This window comes from Sulfurivermis sp. (genome assembly GCF_059410345.1).
Window position 1 is genome coordinate 1 of the sequence record NZ_JBLJDO010000017.1, and the last position, 18,591, is coordinate 18,591.

The 18,591-nt window shown below is 66.3% G+C and carries 19 protein-coding genes; 17 read left to right on the plus strand and 2 right to left on the minus strand.

Annotation, left to right across the window (positions count from 1 at the left end):
* Positions 1 to 53: 53 nt before the first annotated feature.
* Together ACMV8A_RS12160 and ACMV8A_RS12165 are read left to right on the plus strand one after the other, a co-directional pair.
* Positions 54 to 251, plus strand: a complete 198-nt coding sequence (locus tag ACMV8A_RS12160) for a hypothetical protein (protein ID WP_495326095.1) — start codon at positions 54 to 56, stop codon at positions 249 to 251.
* A 31-nt stretch (positions 252 to 282) separates the two neighbouring features.
* Complete coding sequence (locus tag ACMV8A_RS12165) at positions 283 to 1,119, plus strand: hypothetical protein (protein ID WP_495326096.1); 837 nt, start codon at positions 283 to 285, stop codon at positions 1,117 to 1,119.
* Positions 1,120 to 1,125: 6 nt separating this feature from the next.
* On the opposite strand, the gene ACMV8A_RS12170 is transcribed toward ACMV8A_RS12165, so the two are convergent.
* On the minus strand, positions 1,126 to 1,494 hold the full coding sequence (locus ACMV8A_RS12170; RefSeq protein WP_495326097.1) for a response regulator: 369 nt from the start codon (positions 1,492 to 1,494) through the stop codon (positions 1,126 to 1,128).
* A 282-nt stretch (positions 1,495 to 1,776) separates the two neighbouring features.
* On the opposite strand from ACMV8A_RS12170, the gene ACMV8A_RS12175 reads away from it, so the two are divergent.
* From ACMV8A_RS12175 to gspF, 10 genes are all read left to right on the plus strand, one after another.
* Positions 1,777 to 2,262, plus strand: coding sequence for an RNA recognition motif domain-containing protein (locus ACMV8A_RS12175; protein WP_495326098.1), 486 nt, complete (start codon positions 1,777 to 1,779; stop codon positions 2,260 to 2,262).
* A 10-nt stretch (positions 2,263 to 2,272) separates the two neighbouring features.
* On the plus strand, positions 2,273 to 3,025 hold the full coding sequence (locus ACMV8A_RS12180; protein WP_495326099.1) for a M90 family metallopeptidase: 753 nt from the start codon (positions 2,273 to 2,275) through the stop codon (positions 3,023 to 3,025).
* A gap of 76 nt (positions 3,026 to 3,101) precedes the next feature.
* A complete protein-coding gene (locus tag ACMV8A_RS12185) occupies positions 3,102 to 4,412 on the plus strand; it encodes an NAD(P)/FAD-dependent oxidoreductase (protein WP_495326101.1) in 1,311 nt (436 codons plus the stop codon).
* Positions 4,413 to 4,671: 259 nt separating this feature from the next.
* On the plus strand, positions 4,672 to 7,347 hold the full coding sequence (locus ACMV8A_RS12190) for a glycosyltransferase (RefSeq protein ID WP_495326102.1): 2,676 nt from the start codon (positions 4,672 to 4,674) through the stop codon (positions 7,345 to 7,347).
* Positions 7,348 to 7,385: 38 nt separating this feature from the next.
* Complete coding sequence (locus ACMV8A_RS12195; RefSeq protein WP_495326103.1) at positions 7,386 to 8,132, plus strand: pseudouridine synthase; 747 nt, start codon at positions 7,386 to 7,388, stop codon at positions 8,130 to 8,132.
* A 30-nt stretch (positions 8,133 to 8,162) separates the two neighbouring features.
* A complete protein-coding gene (locus ACMV8A_RS12200) occupies positions 8,163 to 9,089 on the plus strand; it encodes a PDC sensor domain-containing protein (RefSeq protein WP_495326104.1) in 927 nt (308 codons plus the stop codon).
* 210 nt (positions 9,090 to 9,299) lie between these two features.
* The gene (gspC, locus tag ACMV8A_RS12205; protein ID WP_495326106.1) at positions 9,300 to 10,154 is read left to right on the plus strand and encodes a type II secretion system protein GspC; all 855 of its coding nucleotides are present in this window, start codon (positions 9,300 to 9,302) and stop codon (positions 10,152 to 10,154) included.
* An 11-nt stretch (positions 10,155 to 10,165) separates the two neighbouring features.
* Positions 10,166 to 12,169 carry a type II secretion system secretin GspD gene (gene gspD, locus ACMV8A_RS12210; RefSeq protein ID WP_495326107.1) on the plus strand — a complete coding sequence of 668 codons (2,004 nt, stop codon included), beginning with the start codon at positions 10,166 to 10,168 and terminating at the stop codon, positions 12,167 to 12,169.
* Positions 12,147 to 13,661 carry a type II secretion system ATPase GspE gene (gene gspE, locus ACMV8A_RS12215; RefSeq protein ID WP_495326109.1) on the plus strand — a complete coding sequence of 505 codons (1,515 nt, stop codon included), beginning with the start codon at positions 12,147 to 12,149 and terminating at the stop codon, positions 13,659 to 13,661. Before gspD ends, gspE begins: the two co-directional genes overlap by 23 nt.
* Before the next feature lie 77 nt (positions 13,662 to 13,738).
* Positions 13,739 to 14,950, plus strand: coding sequence for a type II secretion system inner membrane protein GspF (gene gspF / locus ACMV8A_RS12220; protein WP_495326110.1), 1,212 nt, complete (start codon positions 13,739 to 13,741; stop codon positions 14,948 to 14,950).
* Position 14,951: 1 nt separating this feature from the next.
* On the opposite strand, the gene rrtA is transcribed toward gspF, so the two are convergent.
* The gene (gene rrtA / locus ACMV8A_RS12225) at positions 14,952 to 15,524 is read right to left on the minus strand and encodes a rhombosortase (RefSeq protein WP_495326111.1); all 573 of its coding nucleotides are present in this window, start codon (positions 15,522 to 15,524) and stop codon (positions 14,952 to 14,954) included.
* Between the two features lie 132 nt (positions 15,525 to 15,656).
* Here rrtA and gspG point away from each other — a divergent pair, with 132 nt between their 5' ends.
* The 5 genes from gspG to gspK are packed head-to-tail and all read left to right on the plus strand — an operon-like array spanning position 15,657 to position 18,584.
* Positions 15,657 to 16,109: a type II secretion system major pseudopilin GspG gene (gspG, locus tag ACMV8A_RS12230; protein WP_495326112.1), complete on the plus strand. Its 453-nt coding sequence runs from the start codon at positions 15,657 to 15,659 to the stop codon at positions 16,107 to 16,109.
* A gap of 3 nt (positions 16,110 to 16,112) precedes the next feature.
* Positions 16,113 to 16,682 carry a type II secretion system minor pseudopilin GspH gene (gene gspH, locus ACMV8A_RS12235; RefSeq protein ID WP_495326113.1) on the plus strand — a complete coding sequence of 190 codons (570 nt, stop codon included), beginning with the start codon at positions 16,113 to 16,115 and terminating at the stop codon, positions 16,680 to 16,682.
* Positions 16,679 to 17,059 (plus strand): type II secretion system minor pseudopilin GspI, encoded by a 381-nt coding sequence (gene gspI, locus ACMV8A_RS12240; RefSeq protein ID WP_495326114.1) that lies wholly within the window; start codon positions 16,679 to 16,681, stop codon positions 17,057 to 17,059. The genes gspH and gspI overlap by 4 nt, the downstream gene beginning before the upstream one ends.
* Positions 17,056 to 17,655, plus strand: coding sequence for a type II secretion system minor pseudopilin GspJ (gene gspJ / locus ACMV8A_RS12245; RefSeq protein WP_495326115.1), 600 nt, complete (start codon positions 17,056 to 17,058; stop codon positions 17,653 to 17,655). The genes gspI and gspJ overlap by 4 nt, the downstream gene beginning before the upstream one ends.
* Positions 17,652 to 18,584, plus strand: coding sequence for a type II secretion system minor pseudopilin GspK (gene gspK, locus ACMV8A_RS12250; RefSeq protein ID WP_495326116.1), 933 nt, complete (start codon positions 17,652 to 17,654; stop codon positions 18,582 to 18,584). The genes gspJ and gspK overlap by 4 nt, the downstream gene beginning before the upstream one ends.
* Positions 18,585 to 18,591: the final 7 nt, after the last annotated feature.

Genomic DNA, 18,591 nt, shown 5'->3' on the forward strand with positions numbered 1-18,591 from the left:
GTGCGCGTCGAGAACCAGGGGCTCGGCCTGCAATTCGACGAGGACGACATGCAATGAGCCGCCAGGATCAGGTCAAGTGCCTGTACTGCGGCGGCGACGTGCCCGCCGAGAGCGCCGACTGCCCCCACTGCGGCGCGCCGTCGCATTTCCAGCAGCAGGGCGAAAATCCGCGCCGCCAGCGTCGCTTCCTGATCTTCGTCATCATCGTCACCTTGTTCTGCGCCGTGATGATTGTGTATCTGCCGCGCTGACGGCAAATGCTGCCAAGCTCGGGAGGTGGTCATGCATAAATTGCACTTCATGTTGTTGCTGGTGCTGATGAGCGGCCTTGCGCTCGCGCAGGACACCAGCCGCACCCTGCCGCTGCCCCCCGATTCCCTCGCGCAATGGTACCCGCCGGCCAATCAGCGCCAGGTGTGGCTGCACACCATGTTCTCCCTGCGCCGCTCCATGCAGGCGGTAGGCGAATACAACGCCCTGGGCGACAGCAAGCTGGCCGCACGCTGGGCCGAACGCTTCGCCCAGGACTACAAGCGCCTGGCCGCGATGGTGCCGGAGTGGCAGGACGAGATCGAAGAGGCGCAGGCCGACAGACTGGTGGCCGCGGCCCGCCAGGGCGACAGCGACGGCATGACCCGCGCCCTGCAACGCCTCGGCACCACCTGCCGCTCCTGCCACAACGAAAACCGCGCCATCGTCACGCTGGTCTACCGCATGCCCGACTACCGGGACATCACGGTGGAAAACAGCGACACTATGGAAGAACTGCCCTACCCGCAACACATGGAGCGGCTGGGCACATTGATGAACCGGGTGAAGATCGCGCAGGAGGATGGGCGACACGGCGTGGCCCAGACGGCCGGCCGGTCGTTCATCGCCGGCGTGAAGGATCTGTCCAACAGCTGCGGCGCCTGCCACAAGGATGAGGCGCCGCGCGAACGCATCTTCGGCCCCGCCATCCAGCAGGCGCTCACGACACTGGACAAGGAACTGCAGCAGAACAACCGCAAGGGCACCGACGAGGCCCTCGGCACCCTCGGCGCCTACGCCTGCGGCCGCTGTCACAGCATCCACAAGAACAGCGCGGAGCTGCGCCGCGCCCTGCTGCCACGCGATTGACCGGCGTCAGCGCAGCGCCGCCTCCAGCGCTGTCGCATCGATGGGCTGCGGCAAGGCCGTGAAGTGGGTGAAGCGCTGGCACAACCGGTTGAACGGCTCCTGCTCCTCCGGTTGGTAGAACACCACCATGCGCGTCTCCGGCATGTGCTGCAGGGTGGCCAGCACCGATTCCAGCCAGCCGGTGCGGTCACGAAAATCCGGCATGTAATTGAACTCCGCCACCACCGCCGCCGGCCGGTGCGTCTTCAGATAGCTGATCGCCTTGCGCCCTGAGGTCACCACCTCCACCGCGTAACCCAGCGCCCGGTACAGGGGCGTGAAGTCGGGATAGCCACCCAGTTCGACGATCATCAGCAGTTGCTTGTTTTCAGTCATGGCCCGGTCCTGTGCAGGGCCGCAGTATAACGGCCATGCCCACCGACCCCACAAATCGCAGGCTTATTGCGCCAGCACAAATGATGCGTTGAATCCGGCGCGCCGTCGTTGGAGAATGGCCGGGAGTCGCCGCCGCCCACACCGGCGTTGCGGCTCCCGGCCATGCGATAGCGTCCTCGGAAACCCAATAACAACGGCGCACCGCAATTTTCTCCAGGAAACACGACCCCACCGGGCACGGCCGGTCTTTGCCATAACCACTACAAAAAGGTAATCGACACCATGAAGCTTCATTTTCCACATCCTTCCGCCTATGGCACTGCCCTGGTCCTCGCCGTGGTGCTGGCGGTCATCGGTTTCATCCTGTTTCCCCTCCTGGCGCTGGAGATGAGCGGCGCCGCGCTGTTTGCCCTGGGCATCGCCGTGGGCGCCATGCTTGCCGTGCCCCTCGCCGGCCTGCGCGCCGAAAGCGGCCCGGTACGCGCCGCGGACAGCGGCGAAACCCGCTCCATCTTCGTCGGCAATCTGGCCTATCGCGCCTCCAAGGAAGACCTGGAGCAGCTGTTCGGCCAGTACGGCGTGGTGCGCTCGGTGCGCATCATGACCGACCGCATGACGCGCCGCCCGCGCGGCTTCGGCTTCGTGGAGATGGAGGCCAACGGCGCCCTCGCCGCCATCAAGGCCCTGGACGGCAAGGACTTCCACGGCCGCGAGCTCAAGGTCAACGAGGGCAACGAGCGCAAGCCGCGCGAAAACCAGGCGGCCTGACTCCACCACGATGTGGAGCCTGCGTGACTGGCGGCGCCGGCGCACGCTGGCGCGCCACCCCATCCCCGACGCACTGTGGCAGGCGGCGCTCAGCCGCCTGCCCGTCGTTACCGCGCTCGCCCCGGCGGAACAGGTCCGCCTGCGCGAGCAGGCCACCCTGCTGCTCGCCACGAAGACCATCAGCGGCGCCGGCGGGCTGGAGCCCGACGCCGCCATGTGCGTGCGCATCGCCGCGCTCGCCGCCCTGCCCCTGCTCGGCCTGGACCTGGATTGGTACGGCAACTGGCACGAGATCGTGGTCTACCCGGACACCTTCGTGCAGGAGCACGAATGGGAGGACGAGTTCGGCGTGATGCACCGCGAGCGGCGCGAACTGGACGGCGAGTCCTGGCAGCAGGGACCGGTGGTGCTGGCCTGGCACGAGATCGAGACCAGCGGTCAGGGCCATGGCTTCAACCTGGTGGTGCACGAAATCGCCCACAAGCTGGACATGCAGAACGGCGACGCCAACGGCCACCCGCCGCTGCAGCGCGGCATGAGCCATGCCGACTGGAACGCCGCCTTCAGTGCCGCCTTTGACGACATGGTGCAACGCGACGAGGCCGGCGCACAGACACCGCTCGACCCTTACGCCGCCGACGCGCCGGAGGAATTCTTCGCCGTGGCCTGCGAGGCATTTTTCGAGATCCCCGCGCAACTGCGCGCCGCCTATCCGGCGGTGTACCAGCAGTTGTGCCTGTTCTTCCGCCACGCCCCTCTATAAGCCTCGTCATTGCGACCACGGTTTTTTGTTGCACTTTTTGACATACTTTGCGCCTGTGCAAAGAAGGGAAACGCTCATGAGTGAACGCCCGCAAATCATCGTGGTCGGCGGCGGCGCCGGCGGCCTGGAACTGGTCACCGCCCTGGGCAACACGCTGGGCCGACGCAAGAAGGCCGACATCACCCTCATCGACACCAGCCGCACCCATGTGTGGAAACCACTGCTGCACGAGGTGGCCGCCGGCACGCTGGACTCCCACGAAGACGAGCTGGAATATCTGGCGCAGGCGCGCTGGCACCACTTCCGCTTCCGCCTCGGACGCATGGTAGGGCTGGACCGCGCAAAGCAGGAGGTGCTGCTCGCCGCCACGCTCAATGACGACGGCCACGTCATCGTCCCCGAGCGGCGCTTCCGCTACGACACCCTGGTCCTCGCCGTCGGCTCCCTGTCCAACGACTTCGGCATCCCCGGCGTGAAGGAACACTGCCTGTTCCTCGACACCACCGCCCAGGCCGAACGCTTCCAGCGCCGCCTGCTCGACTGCATGCTGCGCGCCCACACCCAGGGCGAACCGGTGCGCCCGGGCCAGCTCGATGTGGCCATCGTCGGCGCCGGCGCCACCGGCGTGGAACTGGCGGCGCAGCTGCACCACGTCACCCGTCAGCTCTCCGCCTTCGGCCTCGACACCATCGACCCGGAGCGGCATATCAAACTGCACGTCATCGAGGCCTCACCACGCATCCTGCCGGCGCTGCCGCCCAGGCTCTCCGCCGCCGCCACCGCCGACCTGGCGCGCCTGGGCGTGGTGGTGCACACCAACGAACGGGTGGTGGAGGTAACTCACGAGGGCATCCGCACCGCCACCGGCCACTTCATCCCGGCGGCGTTCCGCGTCTGGGCCGCCGGCATCAAGGCGCCGGACTTCCTGCAGGACATCGCCGGACTGGAGACCAACCGCATCCATCAGCTGGTGGTGCGCCCGACGCTGCAAACCACGCGCGACGACCACATCTACGCCATCGGCGACTGCGCCGCCTGCGCCATGAATGCGGCCGGCGATACCGTGCCGCCACGCGCCCAGGCGGCCCACCAGATGGCCAGCCTGGTGGCCAAGTCCATCGTGCGCCAGCTCAAGGGCAAGCCCCTGCCCACCTACCGCTACACCGACTACGGCTCGCTGGTCACGCTGGGCAAATACAGCACCGTGGGCAGCCTGATGGGCGGCCTCAGCGGCAGCCTGATGGTCACCGGCTTCATTGCCCGCGTGGTGTATCTGTCGCTGTACAAGATGCATCAGGTGGCCCTGCACGGCTGGACCCGCACCGCCCTGCTCACCCTGGCCCATTTCCTGCGCCGGGCGGTTAATCCGCAGATCAAGCTGCATTGACGCCGCTTCCGCAGTAGCCGCTCCTTGAGGCGGGTCACCCTGTGACCCCGGTTACGTTTTCCCAACGCCGCTTGCCTTACCATCGCCACTCCCTCGGCAAGGACGCAGCAGGCAGCGGCATGAAAAATATTGTTTCGCCCCCCCATCGACAGGGAACCGCGGCAGGCCTAGAATCCCGCGCCGATCCCGGGCTGTTTTCCGGTGAGGTCATCCCCCTTCCTGTTGCCGGCCCCGTCCGGTTGATGCAGGTTCTGCAGCAATGAAGTTCCCCCGTACCGTTGTCGCCATCGCGCTGACCGTGATCAGTGTGAATCTTGGCCTTTGGGCCGCATTCAACCAGCCGGAGACGCCGGTGGGCTGGAACGGCGCCGTCAGCGGCGTGTCGTTCAATCCCTACCGCAGCGGGGATGATCCGCGTCACGAGCGCCATCCCGACGCCGACGCCATCGACGCCGATCTGCACCTGGTGGCGGGGCATGTCAAGCGTATCCGTACCTATTCCTCGCTCAACGGCATGGAGCGCATCCCTGCACTGGCGCACAAACATGGCCTCACCGTCACCGCCGGCGCATGGCTCGACCAACGCCACGAGCGCAACGCCGAGGAACTGCTCAACCTGATCCGCAATGCGCGCACCTACCGCAACATCGACCGTCTCATCGTCGGCAATGAAAGCCTGCTGCGCGGCGATCTGGAGGTGGTGGAGCTGGCCGCCTACCTGCGTCAGGTGCGGCGCCAGGTGCAACTGCCCATCAGCACCGCCGAACCCTGGCACATCTGGCTGGACCATCCGGAGCTGGCGGAGGAAGTGGATTTCATCGCCGCGCACATCCTGCCTTACTGGGAAGGCGTGCCGGCCGACGACGCCGTCAATTACGTGCTGCACCGCTATCAGCAGCTGACCCGTGCCTTTCCGAACAAGCCGGTACTGATCGCCGAGGTGGGCTGGCCCAGCGCCGGGCACGCACTCAAGTCGGCACAACCCTCACTCACCCATGAGGCGCAGTTCCTGCGCCAGTTCTTCAACGCCGCCCATGAGCACCACATCGACTATTTCGTGATGGAGGCCTTCGACCAGCCCTGGAAACGTGCCGAGGAAGGCAGCGTGGGACCGCATTGGGGATTGTGGAATGTCGAGCGCGACATGAAACTGCCGCTCACCGGCGCGGTATGGAAGAACCCAAGCTGGCCCTGGCAGGCGGGACTGTCCATGCTGCTGGCGCTGGTTCCCATGCTGTGGTTCCTGCGCCGCTGGCAGACGCTGCGGCGCCGCGGCCGCCTGTTCTTCGCCTTCGTAGTGCAGTTCTGCGTCACCCTGCTGGTGTGGACACTGGCACTGCCCTACACCCGCGGCCTGGACTGGACCGAGACCCTGCTATGGGCGCTGCTCATCCCGGCGCAGCTGGCACTGCTTGCAGTGGTGCTGATCAACAGCCTGGAGCTGGTGGAACTGCTGTGGCAGCGCGGCCTGCGCCGCGGCTTCCGCCCGCAGGAACCGACGCCGGGACAGCCGCTGCCCATGGTGTCGCTGCACCTCGCCATCTGCAACGAGCCGCCGGCACTGGTGATCGAAACCCTCGACTCGCTGGCGCAACTCGACTATCCGGAGTTTGAGGTCATCGTGGTGGACAACAACACCACCGACCCGGCGCTATGGCAACCGGTACAGGCGCACTGCGAAAAACTGGGCGCCCGTTTCCGTTTCTACTCGCTGGGCAAGTGGCCGGGCTTCAAGGCCGGCGCGCTCAACTTCGCCCTGCGCGAAACCGACGCGCGCGCCGAAGTGGTGGGCGTCATCGACGCCGATTATGTGGTGCAGCCCTACTGGCTCAAGACCATGGTGCCCTACTTCGCCGACGCCAAGGTGGCCATCGTCCAGGCGCCGCAGGATCACCGCGACTGGGACGACAAGCCCTTCGAGGAGATCATCAACTGGGAGTATGCCGGCTTCTTCCATATCGGCATGGTGCACCGCAACGAGCGCAACGCCATCATCCAGCATGGCACCATGACCCTGGTGCGCCGTAGCGCCCTCATAGAACAACAGGGCTGGCCGGAGTGGTGCATCTGTGAGGACGCGGAACTCGGCCTGCGCATGTTCAAGGCCGGCTTTGATGCGGTCTATGTCAACCACCCCTTCGGCCGCGGCCTCACCCCCCACACCTTTGCCGGCTACAAGGGTCAGCGCTTCCGCTGGGCCTACGGTGCCGTGCAGATCCTCAAGACCCATTGGCGTTCGCTGTTGCCGTGGGACAACAATCCACTGACGCTGGCGCAGCGCTACCACTTCGCCATGGGCTGGCTGCCCTGGTTTGCCGATGCACTGCACCTGATCTTCACCGGCGCGGCGCTGCTGTGGAGCCTGGGCCTGATTCTGTTGCCGCAGTATTTCGCCTTTCCACTGGCGGAGTTCCTGTTGCCGGTGCTGGCGCTGTTCGGTTTCAAGCTGCTGCACTCGCTGTGGCTGTATCGCGCCCGCGTTCCCTGCACCTGGCGTCAGACCCTCGGTGCGGCGCTGGCCGGCATGAGCCTGACCCACACCGTGGCGCGCGCCATCATCCAGGGTGTGTTCACCTCCAGCCAACCCTTCCTGCGCACCCCCAAGGCCGCGGAGAAAACGGCCTGGGTACGCGCCCTGCTGCAGGCGCGGGAGGAGTTGATCGTATTCGGCGGCCTGCTCCTGCTCGCCAGCGGCGTGGCCACCCGCTACGGTGTGGAGAACGGCGAAGCCGCGTTGTGGCTGGCGATCCTTGCCGTGCAATCACTGCCTTACCTGGCCGCCGGTCTGGTCTCGCTCAGCACCGCGCTGCCGCTGCCGCAACCCGTCTGGCTGCGGCGGCTGCGCAGCCGCGGCACACAGCTCGTCGCCCGCTTGCCCTACATGACGCCACAGCGAGGCGCCTCCACAGAGCAGCAAGCCTCCACACCGCAATAAAGGCTTGCCGCCGCCGGGGGCACTGGTAAAGTGCCCCCATGCAGCCGCTCACCATCCTCTACCAGGACGAACACTACGTCGCCATCGACAAGCCCGCCGGCATGCTGGTGCACCGCACCCGCATCGCCGAAGAGGCCGAATACGCCATGCAGCGCCTGCGTGACCAGCTCGGCCAGCACGTGTTCATCATCCACCGCCTCGATCGGCCCACCTCCGGCGTGCTGCTGTTCGCGCTCAGCTCGGAGGCCGCGCGCGCCATGTGCGCGGTGTTCGAATCGCGCCAGGTGGAAAAGCGCTACCTCGCCGTGGTGCGTGGCTGGACCGATGAGAACGGCACCATCGACCATGCGCTGCGCGAGGAAAAACACAAGGAGGCGCAGCAGGCGGTGACCCATTACCGCCGCCTCGCCACGGTGGAGCTGGACATCCCCATCGGCCGCTATCCCAAGGCACGCTATTCCCTGGTGGAGGCGCGGCCGGAAACCGGCCGCATGCACCAGATACGCAAACACTTCGCCCATATCTTTCACCCGCTCGTCGGCGATACCACCTACGGCGAGGGGCGTCACAACCGTCTGTTTCGCGATCAGTTCGGCATCGACCGTCTGTTGCTGATGGCAACGGAACTTTGCTTCGTCCACCCCTACCGTAATGAAACCGTCGCCCTACGCGCGCCGCTGCCGCCGGAGGTGGCAACGCTGTTTGCACAGATGGGTTGGCAGGTGCCAGACAGCCACAATGCGGCACCGGTAGCGGCGTGCTGTAACGTAGAAGAGATACACTGAACGCCGAAACTGGAAACTCACCGTCAAGAAATGTGGTTCAAACAAGCCATCCTCTATAAAAAGGCCGAGCTGACGCGCATGCTGGAGGCGCCGCTGGCAGCGCTGGCGGCGCAATGTGCCGCCGTGTGGCCCGCTGCCGCCGCCCTGGACACGTTGCTACGCACGCAGATAGGCAGCGTGCCCCATGCACGGCGCCTGTACGTGTGCGACGCCGACACGCGCCAGCTCTCCGCCGGCGTCACTGCCGAACAGTACGAGGAGCACCGCCGCCACCGGCGCTTCAGCGAACAACCCTACGATGCGGGCAACCTGCCATTTCGCGGCATGACGCTGACCTCGGTGTTTCTCGATGACGACACCATGAAGCGCAGCATTGCCGCCATTCAGGCGGTGACCGGCAATGACATGCTGCTCGGTTTTCTGGTGGCGGAATTCGAGCTGGACGCCATACCGCTGCCGCAAAGCGCCTTCACCGGCACCACCTGGACCCAGTACAAGGGCGACCCGGCGATCCGCGCATCGGTGTTCGAGCAGCGTCGCAGCAAGAGTCGGCTCGATCAGCGCATCGACGACGTGGTGGATACCCTCGATGGCCTGATGCGCACCCACGGCATCTATCACGTGATCCTGCATTTCTCCAGCTCACGTGCCATCTTCTGGGTATTCGACGATCCCTACAGTTACCGCTTCCACGCCGTGGAGGAAATGCTCGACCCGGAGATCTGGCTGGCCTACCCGAGCCGCCCCTACCCGCGCAACGCCAAGGTGCCGGCAGCAAGAATCCGCCCGGTGCTGGAAAAATTCCGTGCCCTGCGCGAATCGGACGAAAATATCTACCTGCGCTCGGGCTCACTCAATGTCATGAACGGCATCGTCGGCCTCACCTTCTCCTGCGACGGCTCGCATTACCTGACGGTGGATGAGTTCCTGAACCAGGAGCATCCCTTCTGGGTGTGACACGCATGGATCAGGCTTGGGAGCGATGGAAGGATGATCAACATGCTAATCGTCGGTCCTTCTGGGTGTGACACGCATGGATCAGGCTTGGGAGCCTGAATCCTGCCGACATTGAGCCATGAGGCATTTAACCGCTAGAATCCCCCGACACCCTACTGCCGCAGACTGCGGCCCTACCCTTGCCCCGAGCCCATGGTGAAACGGATTTCTGTGCCCACATCCCTGGCTGCATGGCGTCCCGATGCAGCGGCGGCAGCGCGCTGGACCACGGCGCTGCTGGTGGTGGCGCTCGGCAGCAGTCTGGCCCAGCTCACCTGGCGGCTGGTGCCGGCCCCGGAGCTGCCCCCGGCCCCGCTGGCCGCCGCCAAGGCCGCCTCTGCCGGCACCACTCCCCGGCTCGATGCCGTGGCCGCAATGCACCTGTTCGGCGCGCTGCAAGCCACGCCGCAGCCGACCGCGGCCCAAATCAACGCCCCGGAGACCTCGCTCAACCTCACCCTGCGCGGCCTGTTCGCCGCCGCGCGCAAGGAATCGGCCTTCGCCATCATCGCCGAGGGCGCCGGCAATGAACGGCCCTACCGCATCGGCGGCAAACTGGGTGGCGGCGCCGTGGTGCACGACATCCTGCCCGACCGCGTGGTGTTGGAGCGTTCCGGGCGCTATGAAACCCTGCGCCTGCCCAAGGAACGGCTGGAGCTGTCCGCGCCCGCCGCCGCTACATCGGGCGGCGCGGGCCTGACGCCGGCCATGGGCAGCCAGTTGCGCGATCTGCGCGAATCGATCAAGAACAACCCGCAGGAACTGCTCAACCTCGCCGAGCTGCAACCGGTGATGCAGGGCGGCCAGTTGCGCGGCTACCGCATCCGCCCGCGCCGTTTTCTGGAGCTGTTCAACGCCGCAGGACTCACCGCCAACGACGTCGTCACCGCCGTCAACGGTATCCCGGTCACCGACCCGGCACAGTTCGCCGCCCTGAATGCGCAACTGTCCTCCGCCTCCTCCCTGCGGCTGTCCGTGGAACGCCCCAGCGGCGTGCGCGAAGACATCAGCCTGGACCTGAATTGAGGAACACACCCTTGCTCACCCTCCTGCGCCATACTCCCCGCCCGCTGCGCCATGCGGCGTTCGCCTGTGTGCTGCTCGCAGCGCCGCACCTGGCCGGTGCCGCCGAAGAAACCGTCACCCTGAATCTGAAGGACGCCGACATCAGCTCGGTGATCAGCACGGTGGCGGAGATCACCGGCCGTAATTTCATCATCGACCCGCGCGTCAAGGGCAAGGTCACCATCGTCTCCACCCGGCCGCTGGCCGCCGACGAGGTGTATCAGGTGTTTCTGTCGGTGCTCAACGTGCACGGCTTCGCCGCCGTTCCCGACAAGAACGTAATCAAGATCGTGCCCGAGGTGACCGCCAAGCAGAACCCCATCCCCAACGCCGACGAACAGCGGCCGGGGCGTGGTGATCAATATGTCACCCGCGTCATTCAGGTGGAGAACGTCGCCGCCGCGCAACTGGTGCCGATCCTGCGCCCGCTGCTGCCGCAGGAGGCGCACCTCGCCGCCTATCCCGGCAGCAACGTACTCATCGCCTCGTCCACGGCCGTCAATCTGGAGCGCCTGATCCAGCTCATCCGCCGCATCGACCTGTCCGGCGATTCGGAGATCGAATTCATCAAGCTGCAACACGCCTCGGCGGAAGAGGTGGTGCGCATCCTCTCCTCGCTCATCACCGACGCCGCCAAGGCGGCGCAGCAGCCGGGCGAGACCCCGAAACTGGGGGCTGATCTGCGCACCAACAGCGTGCTGCTGTCCGGCGATCGCGGCAGCCGCCTGCGCCTGCGCACCCTCATCGCCCATCTCGATACACCCATGGAGCGCAGCGGCAACACCCAGGTGATCTATCTGCGCTACGCCAAGGCCAAGGAGCTGGCGCCGGTGCTTACCGGCATCGCCGGCGGCATGACCAAGAAGGCAAGCGGCACCGCTACCCCCGACAAGACCGGCGAGGCGCTCAACATCCAGGCCGACGAAGCCGTCAATGCCCTGGTGATCAGCGCGCCGCCCGACATCATGGGCAACCTGGAACAGGTGATCCGCCGTCTCGACATCCGCCGCGCCCAGGTCTTCGTCGAGGCGGTGATCGCCGAGGTCACCGATGAAAAGGCGCGCGAGCTGGGCGTACAGTGGGCCTTCGACGGCTCCGCCAAGAACGCCCCGGTGGGTATCGTCAACTTCGCCGGTTCCGGTTCCGGCCTGACCAATCTGGCGGCGACGCCGCCCAAGGTAGGCGATGGCCTGCTCGCCGTCGTCGGTGATACCGCCAGCTCGGGTGGCACGCGCATCGGCGCCCTGCTGCGCGCCCTATCCGGCGACGTCAACACCAACATCCTCTCCACCCCCAGCCTGGTGACCCTGGACAACGAAGAGGCGGAGATCGTGGTGGGCCAGAACGTTCCCTTCATCACCGGCTCCTACACCAGCACCGGCACCGGCGGCTCGACACCGACCAATCCCTTCCAGACCATCTCGCGTCAGGACGTTGGCCTCAGCCTCAAGATCAAGCCGCAGATCAACGAAGGTGACACGGTGCGCATGGAGATCGCGCAGGAGGTGTCCAGCATCAGCTCCGCCACCACCGGCGCCGCCGACATCGTCACCAACAAGCGCGCCATCAAGACCTCGGTGCTGGTGGACAGCGGCCAGGTGCTGGTGCTGGGCGGTCTCATCGACGATCAGCAGGTGCAGAACGATCAGAAAGTGCCGGGACTGGGCGACATCCCCATCCTCGGCTATCTGTTCAGCTACAAGAAGACCACCCTGGTGAAGCGCAACCTGATGGTGTTCATCCATCCCACCATCCTGCGCAGCGAGCGCGACAGCCTCGCCATCGTCGGCGACAAGTACAACTACATGCGCAACCAGCAATTGGCGGTGCGTGAACGCGGCGTGAAACTTATGTCCAACGACAGCGCACCGCTGTTGCCCGAGTGGAACGACTTCCTGGCGCTGCCGCCGCCGTTCGACCCCGATGCACCCGTCACCGTACCGGAACAACCCCATGCCGCCGACCATCCCGGCTGATCCCACGCCTGCGGCGGAAGACGCCGCGCCGCGCCTGCCCTACGCCTGGGTCAAGCGTGCCGGCGTGCTGCTGTTCCCCAGCGCGGACGGCGCGCTGCGTCTGTATTACCGTGACGGCGCCGACGCCCAGTCCCTGCTGGAGGCACGCCGCGTCGCCGCCTGCCCGGTGCCGCTGGAGAAGCTGGAAAACGCCGCCTTCGAAGGCCTGCTGCGGCAATGCTATGAGCGCTCCAGCAGCGGCGCGATGCAGGCCATGGAAGACATGGACGAGGAGATGGACCTGGATCGCCTGGCCCAGAGTCTGCCGGAACCGGAAGACCTGCTGGAGAGCGAGGACGACGCGCCCATCATCCGCCTGATCAACGCCCTGCTCACCGAGGCGGTGCGCGAGAACGCCTCCGATATCCACATCGAACCGTTCGAGCACCGCCTTGCTGTGCGCTTCCGCGTCGATGGCGTGCTGCGCGAAGTGCTGGAGCCCAAACGCAATCTGGCGCCGCTGCTGGTGTCGCGCATCAAGGTGATGGCCAAGCTGGACATCGCCGAAAAGCGCCTGCCACAGGACGGTCGCATCTCGCTGCGCGTCGCCGGCCGCGCCGTCGACGTGCGCGTCTCCACCCTGCCCTCGGGCCATGGTGAGCGCGTGGTGCTGCGCCTGCTGGACAAACAGGCGGGCCGTCTCGACCTCACTCATCTGGGCATGGCCGAACAGACGCGCCGGCAGATCGATCAACTGATCCACGAGCCGCACGGCATCTTCCTGGTCACCGGCCCCACCGGCTCCGGCAAGACCACCACGCTGTATGCGGCGCTCACCCGTCTCAACGATCGCCACCGCAACATCATGACGGTGGAGGATCCCATCGAATATTTCCTCGACGGCATCGGCCAGACCCAGGTGAACACCAAGGTGGACATGACCTTCGCCCGCGGCCTGCGCGCGATCCTGCGCCAGGACCCGGACGTGGTGATGGTGGGCGAAATCCGTGATCTGGAAACCGTGCAGATCGCCGTGCAGTCCTCGCTCACCGGCCATCTGGTGCTGTCCACCCTGCACACCAACACCGCCGTCGGTGCCGTCACCCGCCTGCGCGACATGGGCGTGGAACCGTTCCTGCTCTCCTCCACCCTGCTCGGCGTGCTGGCTCAGCGCCTGGTGCGCCTGCTCTGCCCGCACTGCAAGGAGGCCTACCAGGCCAACGCCGCCGACTGCGCACTGCTCGGCGTCCCCGCCGAACAGGCCCCGACCCTGTACCATCCGGTCGGCTGCCCCAAGTGCAACCGCAGCGGCTACATCGGCCGCACCGGCATCTATGAACTGGTGGTGGTGGATCGCGAGTTGCGCGGCCTGATCCACGACGGCGCCGGCGAGCATGCCCTGGAGACCCACGCGCGCAGACACACCGCCAGCATCCGCGACGACGGCCTGCGCCGCGTCCTTGCCGGCGACACCGCACTGGAAGAGGTGCTGCGGGTGACACATGAAGAGTAGTCACAGGTTGCACGTCGCGCGTTGCAAGACATGGCGTACGCGGCGCGCCTGTCCCTGTACCGCTTGCCACTGAGCTCATGGGCGCCTTTGAATACCAGGCCATCGACGCCGCCGGCCGCACCCGCAAGGGTGTGCTGGAAGGCGACACCGCGCGCCAGGTGCGACAGAACCTGCGCGAGCAGGGCCTGACGCCGCTCAGCGTCGAAGAGGTGGCGGCACGCGAGGAACGGCGTCGCGGCACCTGGTTCACCCGCGGCGTCGGCGCCACCGATCTGGCCCTGATCACCCGTCAGCTCGCTACCCTGGTGCGCTCCGGCCTGCCACTGGAAGAGACGCTGCATACCGTGGCGCGGCAGAGCGAAAAGCCGCGCCTGCGCAACATGATGATGGCGGTGCGCTCCAAGGTGCTGGAGGGCCACACCGTCGCCGAGGGCCTGGCGGAATTTCCTCACGTGTTCCCCGAGCTGTACCGCGCCACCGTCGCCGCGGGCGAACACTCCGGCCATCTGGACGTGGTGCTGGAACGTCTGGCCGACTACACCGAGGCACGCCAGCAACTGCGCCAGAAGATCCAGCTCGCCCTGTTCTATCCGGCGATCCTCACCGTCATGGCGCTGGCCGTGACCCTCGCCCTGCTCACCTATGTGGTGCCGCAGGTGGTGCAGGTGTTCGACAACATCGGCCAGGAACTGCCCTGGCTCACGCGCAGCCTGATCGCCGTCAGCGACTTCCTGCGTGAATGGGGCGTGCTCATCGCCATCCTGCTCGGCGCCGCGCTGTGGCTGCTCACACGCCTGCTGCGCCGCGCGGAATACAAAATGCGCTGGCATCGCCTGCTGCACCGCCTGCCGCTGGTCGGCCGCTTGAGCCGCGGCGTCAACACGGCGCGCTTCGCACGCACCTTCAGCATCCTCTCCGCCAGCGGCGTGCCGGTGCTCGATGCCATGCGCATCGCCGCCCAGGTCCTCGGCAGCCTGCCCATGCGCGAGGCGGTGGAGCACGCCGCCCACCGCGTGCGCGAGGGCTCCAGCATCCACCACGCCCTGGAACACAGCGGCTACTTCCCCGCCATGACCCTGCAGCTCATCGCCAGCGGCGAATCCAGCGGCCAGCTCGACGCCATGCTGGAGCGCGCCGCCACCAATCAGGAGCGCGAACTGGAGACCACCATCGCCTACCTGATGGGCCTGTTCGAACCGCTGCTCATCGTCACCATGGGCGGCATCGTGATGGTCATCGTCCTCGCCATCCTGCTGCCGATCTTCGACTTGAATCAATTGGTGAAATAGTTCAGCCGCGGCGCGCGCTGGCCAGCAACGGCACACTCAACAACCCGCCCAACGCGCCGTACAGATGGGCATTCACGATTACCGCACCACCGACCAACGCCGCCGTGCCGGTGTCTCCACCGCTGTACTGCTCCCAGGCCAGCTTGGCCGCCACGCCCACCAACACGAGCAAGGCCATACGCCGCTCCGTAGGCAGGCCGGCCAATGCACCGAGTACCAGCAATCCATGCAGTACACCGGACAATCCCACATACCAGGCGAGGTCCGTGTCGCGCCACCACAGCCCCAGGCTCACCGCCAGCGCGCACACCAATAGGGCCGCGCCCCACGCCCAGGGCCGCAGCGCCCGACCGAACAAGGCCCAAATCAGAAGCAGGCCCGCCAGGTTCAACACCAGATGCACCCAGCCCAGGTGCACCACATGCGCGGTGAACAGGCGCCACGGCTCCGCCGCCAGCAGGCTGCGCTCATAACGCAGCGCATCCACCCAGTCCAGCGCTTGCACCAATAGGCAGACGGCCGCCAGCAGCAGGGGCGGCCACCATCGCTTAATCGAATCGCTGTATTTGTTCATGATGGCGCCAAGGTTAACATTCACTCACTGCCTGCGGGCAATGCCATACCCCACCGCCCAGGCCGCACACAATCCCTTCATATATTCGGGCTATAATCGGCCATCAGCAACGCAACCGAAGGCCAAAAATATATGCAGCCATCCACGTCGCATTCACGGCGCCGCCGCGCCAGCGGCTTCACCCTCATCGAAATCATGGTGGTGGTGGTGATCCTCGGCATCCTGGCCGCCATCGTGGTGCCCAAGGTGATGGACCGCCCCGACAGCGCGCGCATCACCAAGGCCAAGCAGGACATCCGTGCGTTGGAGAGCGCCCTCAATCTCTACAAGCTGGACAATTTCAACTATCCCAGCACCGATCAGGGCCTGGAGGCGCTGGTGCGCAAACCTTCGGGCAACCCCGAGCCGCGCAACTGGAAACAGGGCGGCTACCTCGATCGCCTGCCCAAGGATCCCTGGGGTAACGACTACCAGTACCTGCAACCGGGTGTGCGCGGCGAAGTCGATCTGTTCACCTTCGGCGCCGACGGCCGCCCCGGCGGCGACGGCATGAACGCGGACATCGGTAACTGGAATCTGGACTGACCGGTGAAGGCAGCGGGCGCAAAAGGGCCGGCTCCGTGGACCGCTGCTGCCACCTTCCGCCGGCCGCCTTCTGCCTTCTGCAACGGTTTCACCCTCATCGAACTGCTGGTGGTGCTGGTCCTCATCGGCATCGTCGTTTCCTTCGCCACGCTTGCCATCGGCGATGACCGCGAACGCCTGGTGCAGGACGAGGTGCGACGCATCGCCGCCCTGCTGGAGACCGCCGGCGAAGAGGCGGTGCTGCAAGGCCGTGAGCTGGGCTTGCAGATTTCCCAGCGCGGCTACCGCTTCATGTTTCTTGCCCCCCAGGAGGACGGCCCGGCCCAGTGGCTGGTACTGGAACGCGATCGACTGCTGCGGCCACGGGACTTCCACCCCGAAACCGCGCCGCAGCTCCTGCTGGAAGGTTTGCCGCAGCCTTTGACGGAAAGCTTTCCCGAACGCGGCGCCCCGCAACTGTTTCTGCTGTCGAGCGGCGAACGCACGCCTTTCGTGCTGCGTCTGACGGCAGATAACGGGCGCATCGCGCGCGAGATTGCAGCGGGGCCACTCGCAGCGGTGCAGACCCGATGAATGGACCGTTTGCCGCCGCCACCCGCGGCTTCACCCTGCTGGAAGTGCTGGTCGCCCTGGCCGTGATCGCCATCGGCCTCGCCGCCGCCATCCGGGTCGGCGCCACCAACGGCGCCAACGCCATCCATCTGCGCGACAAGACCTTCGCCCAGTACGTGGCCGCGAACAAGGCCGTCGAGCTGCAATTGCAGGCGCAATGGCCCGCCCTCGGTACCCAGCGCGGACGCATGCCCATGGGGCCGCGCGAGTGGCATTGGAGTGCACGGGTCAGCGAAACCTTCGACGCGCGCATGCGCCGCGTCGACATCGAGGTGGGGCCGGACGACAAGACCACCGTGGCGACGCTCTCCGCCTTTCTGCCGCAGCCGCCGCCATGAATATCACGCGCCCGTATGGCTTCACCCTGCTCGAACTGCTGGTGGCCATCGCCATCTTCGCCGTGGTGGCCCTGCTGGCCTACGGTGGCCTGGCGACAGTGCTCGATGCACGCGAGGACACGGCGGCGGGCGCCGCGCGCCTGCGCGCCCTGCAGCAGACCATGCTGATGCTGCAGCGCGATCTGGATCAGCTGGCGCCGCGCGGTATCCGCGACGAGTACGGCGATGCCAAACCGGCGCTGCACGGCGACAGCGACTGGCTCGAGTTCACCCGCGGCGGCTGGTCCAACCCGGCACAGCAGCCGCGCAGTCAGTTGCAGCGCGTGGCTTACGCGCTGCGCGAGCAGCGCCTGGTGCGCGCCCACTGGCAGGTGCTCGATCGCGCCCAGGACAGCGCGCCGTTCGAGGCGGAGCTGCTCGATCAGGTACGGCTCCTGCGCGTGCGCTTTCTCGATGCCCAAAACGAATGGCAGGACACCTGGCCGCCATTGCAGCAGGACGTGGTGGCAGGGGATGCCGCACCGCCCCGTGCCGTGGAGTTCACCGTTGAGCTGGAGCATTGGGGCACGGTGACGCGGGTATTCCGGCTTCAATGATGAACAGAAACCGTACACAACACGGCGTCGCCCTGATCACCGCGCTGCTGGTGGTGGCGCTGGCCGCCATCGCCGCCGTGGCCATGACCGCGCGCCAACAGGTGGACATCCGCCGCACCCAGAACGTGCTGGAGGCAGAGCAGTTGCGCCTCTATCTCCACGGCATCGAGGCCTGGGCCGGCAAGGTGCTGGAGCAGGATCGCAAGGACAACGCCATCGATCATCCCGGTGAGGACTGGGCCACGCGCCTGCCGCCCATCCCGCTGGACAACGGCCAGTTGAGCGGCCATATCGAAGACCTGCAGGGCCGCTTCAATCTCAACAACCTATTACTCGACGGCAAGACCAGCCCGGAAGACCTGGCGCGGCTGCGCCGGCTGCTGACGGCGCTGGAGTTGTCCCCCAATCTGGCAGACGCTGTCGTCGACTGGATCGACGCCAACCTGGAACCCTGGCCGCCCCACGGCGCGGAAGACACCACCTACCTGGGCCGCGAACCACCCTATCGCGCCGCCAACCGTCCCATGACCGACGTCAGCGAACTGCGCCTCATCGCCGGCTTCGACGCCGACAGCTACCGCCTGCTCGCGCCCCACGTCACGGCCCTTCCCGGCCGCACCGCGATCAACCTCAACAGCGCCGCTGCCGAGGTGATCATGGCCCTCGCCGACGGCATCAGCCGCGCCGACGCCGAGCGCTTCGTGGCCGAACGGGAGGGGCGCCATTTCGACAAGGTCGAGGACGCCATCAAGCATGCCGCCCTCGCCCGTCATGGCATCGCGGCCGAGGGCCTAAGCGTGGCCAGCGAGCATTTTGTGGTAATGTCGGACGTCAGCGTCGGACGCCTGCAACAGCGCCATGCCAGCCTGTTGTCACGCCATGCCAATGGCGCCGTGACGGTACTGATGCGCTATCAACTTTATCTCTAGCCATGGA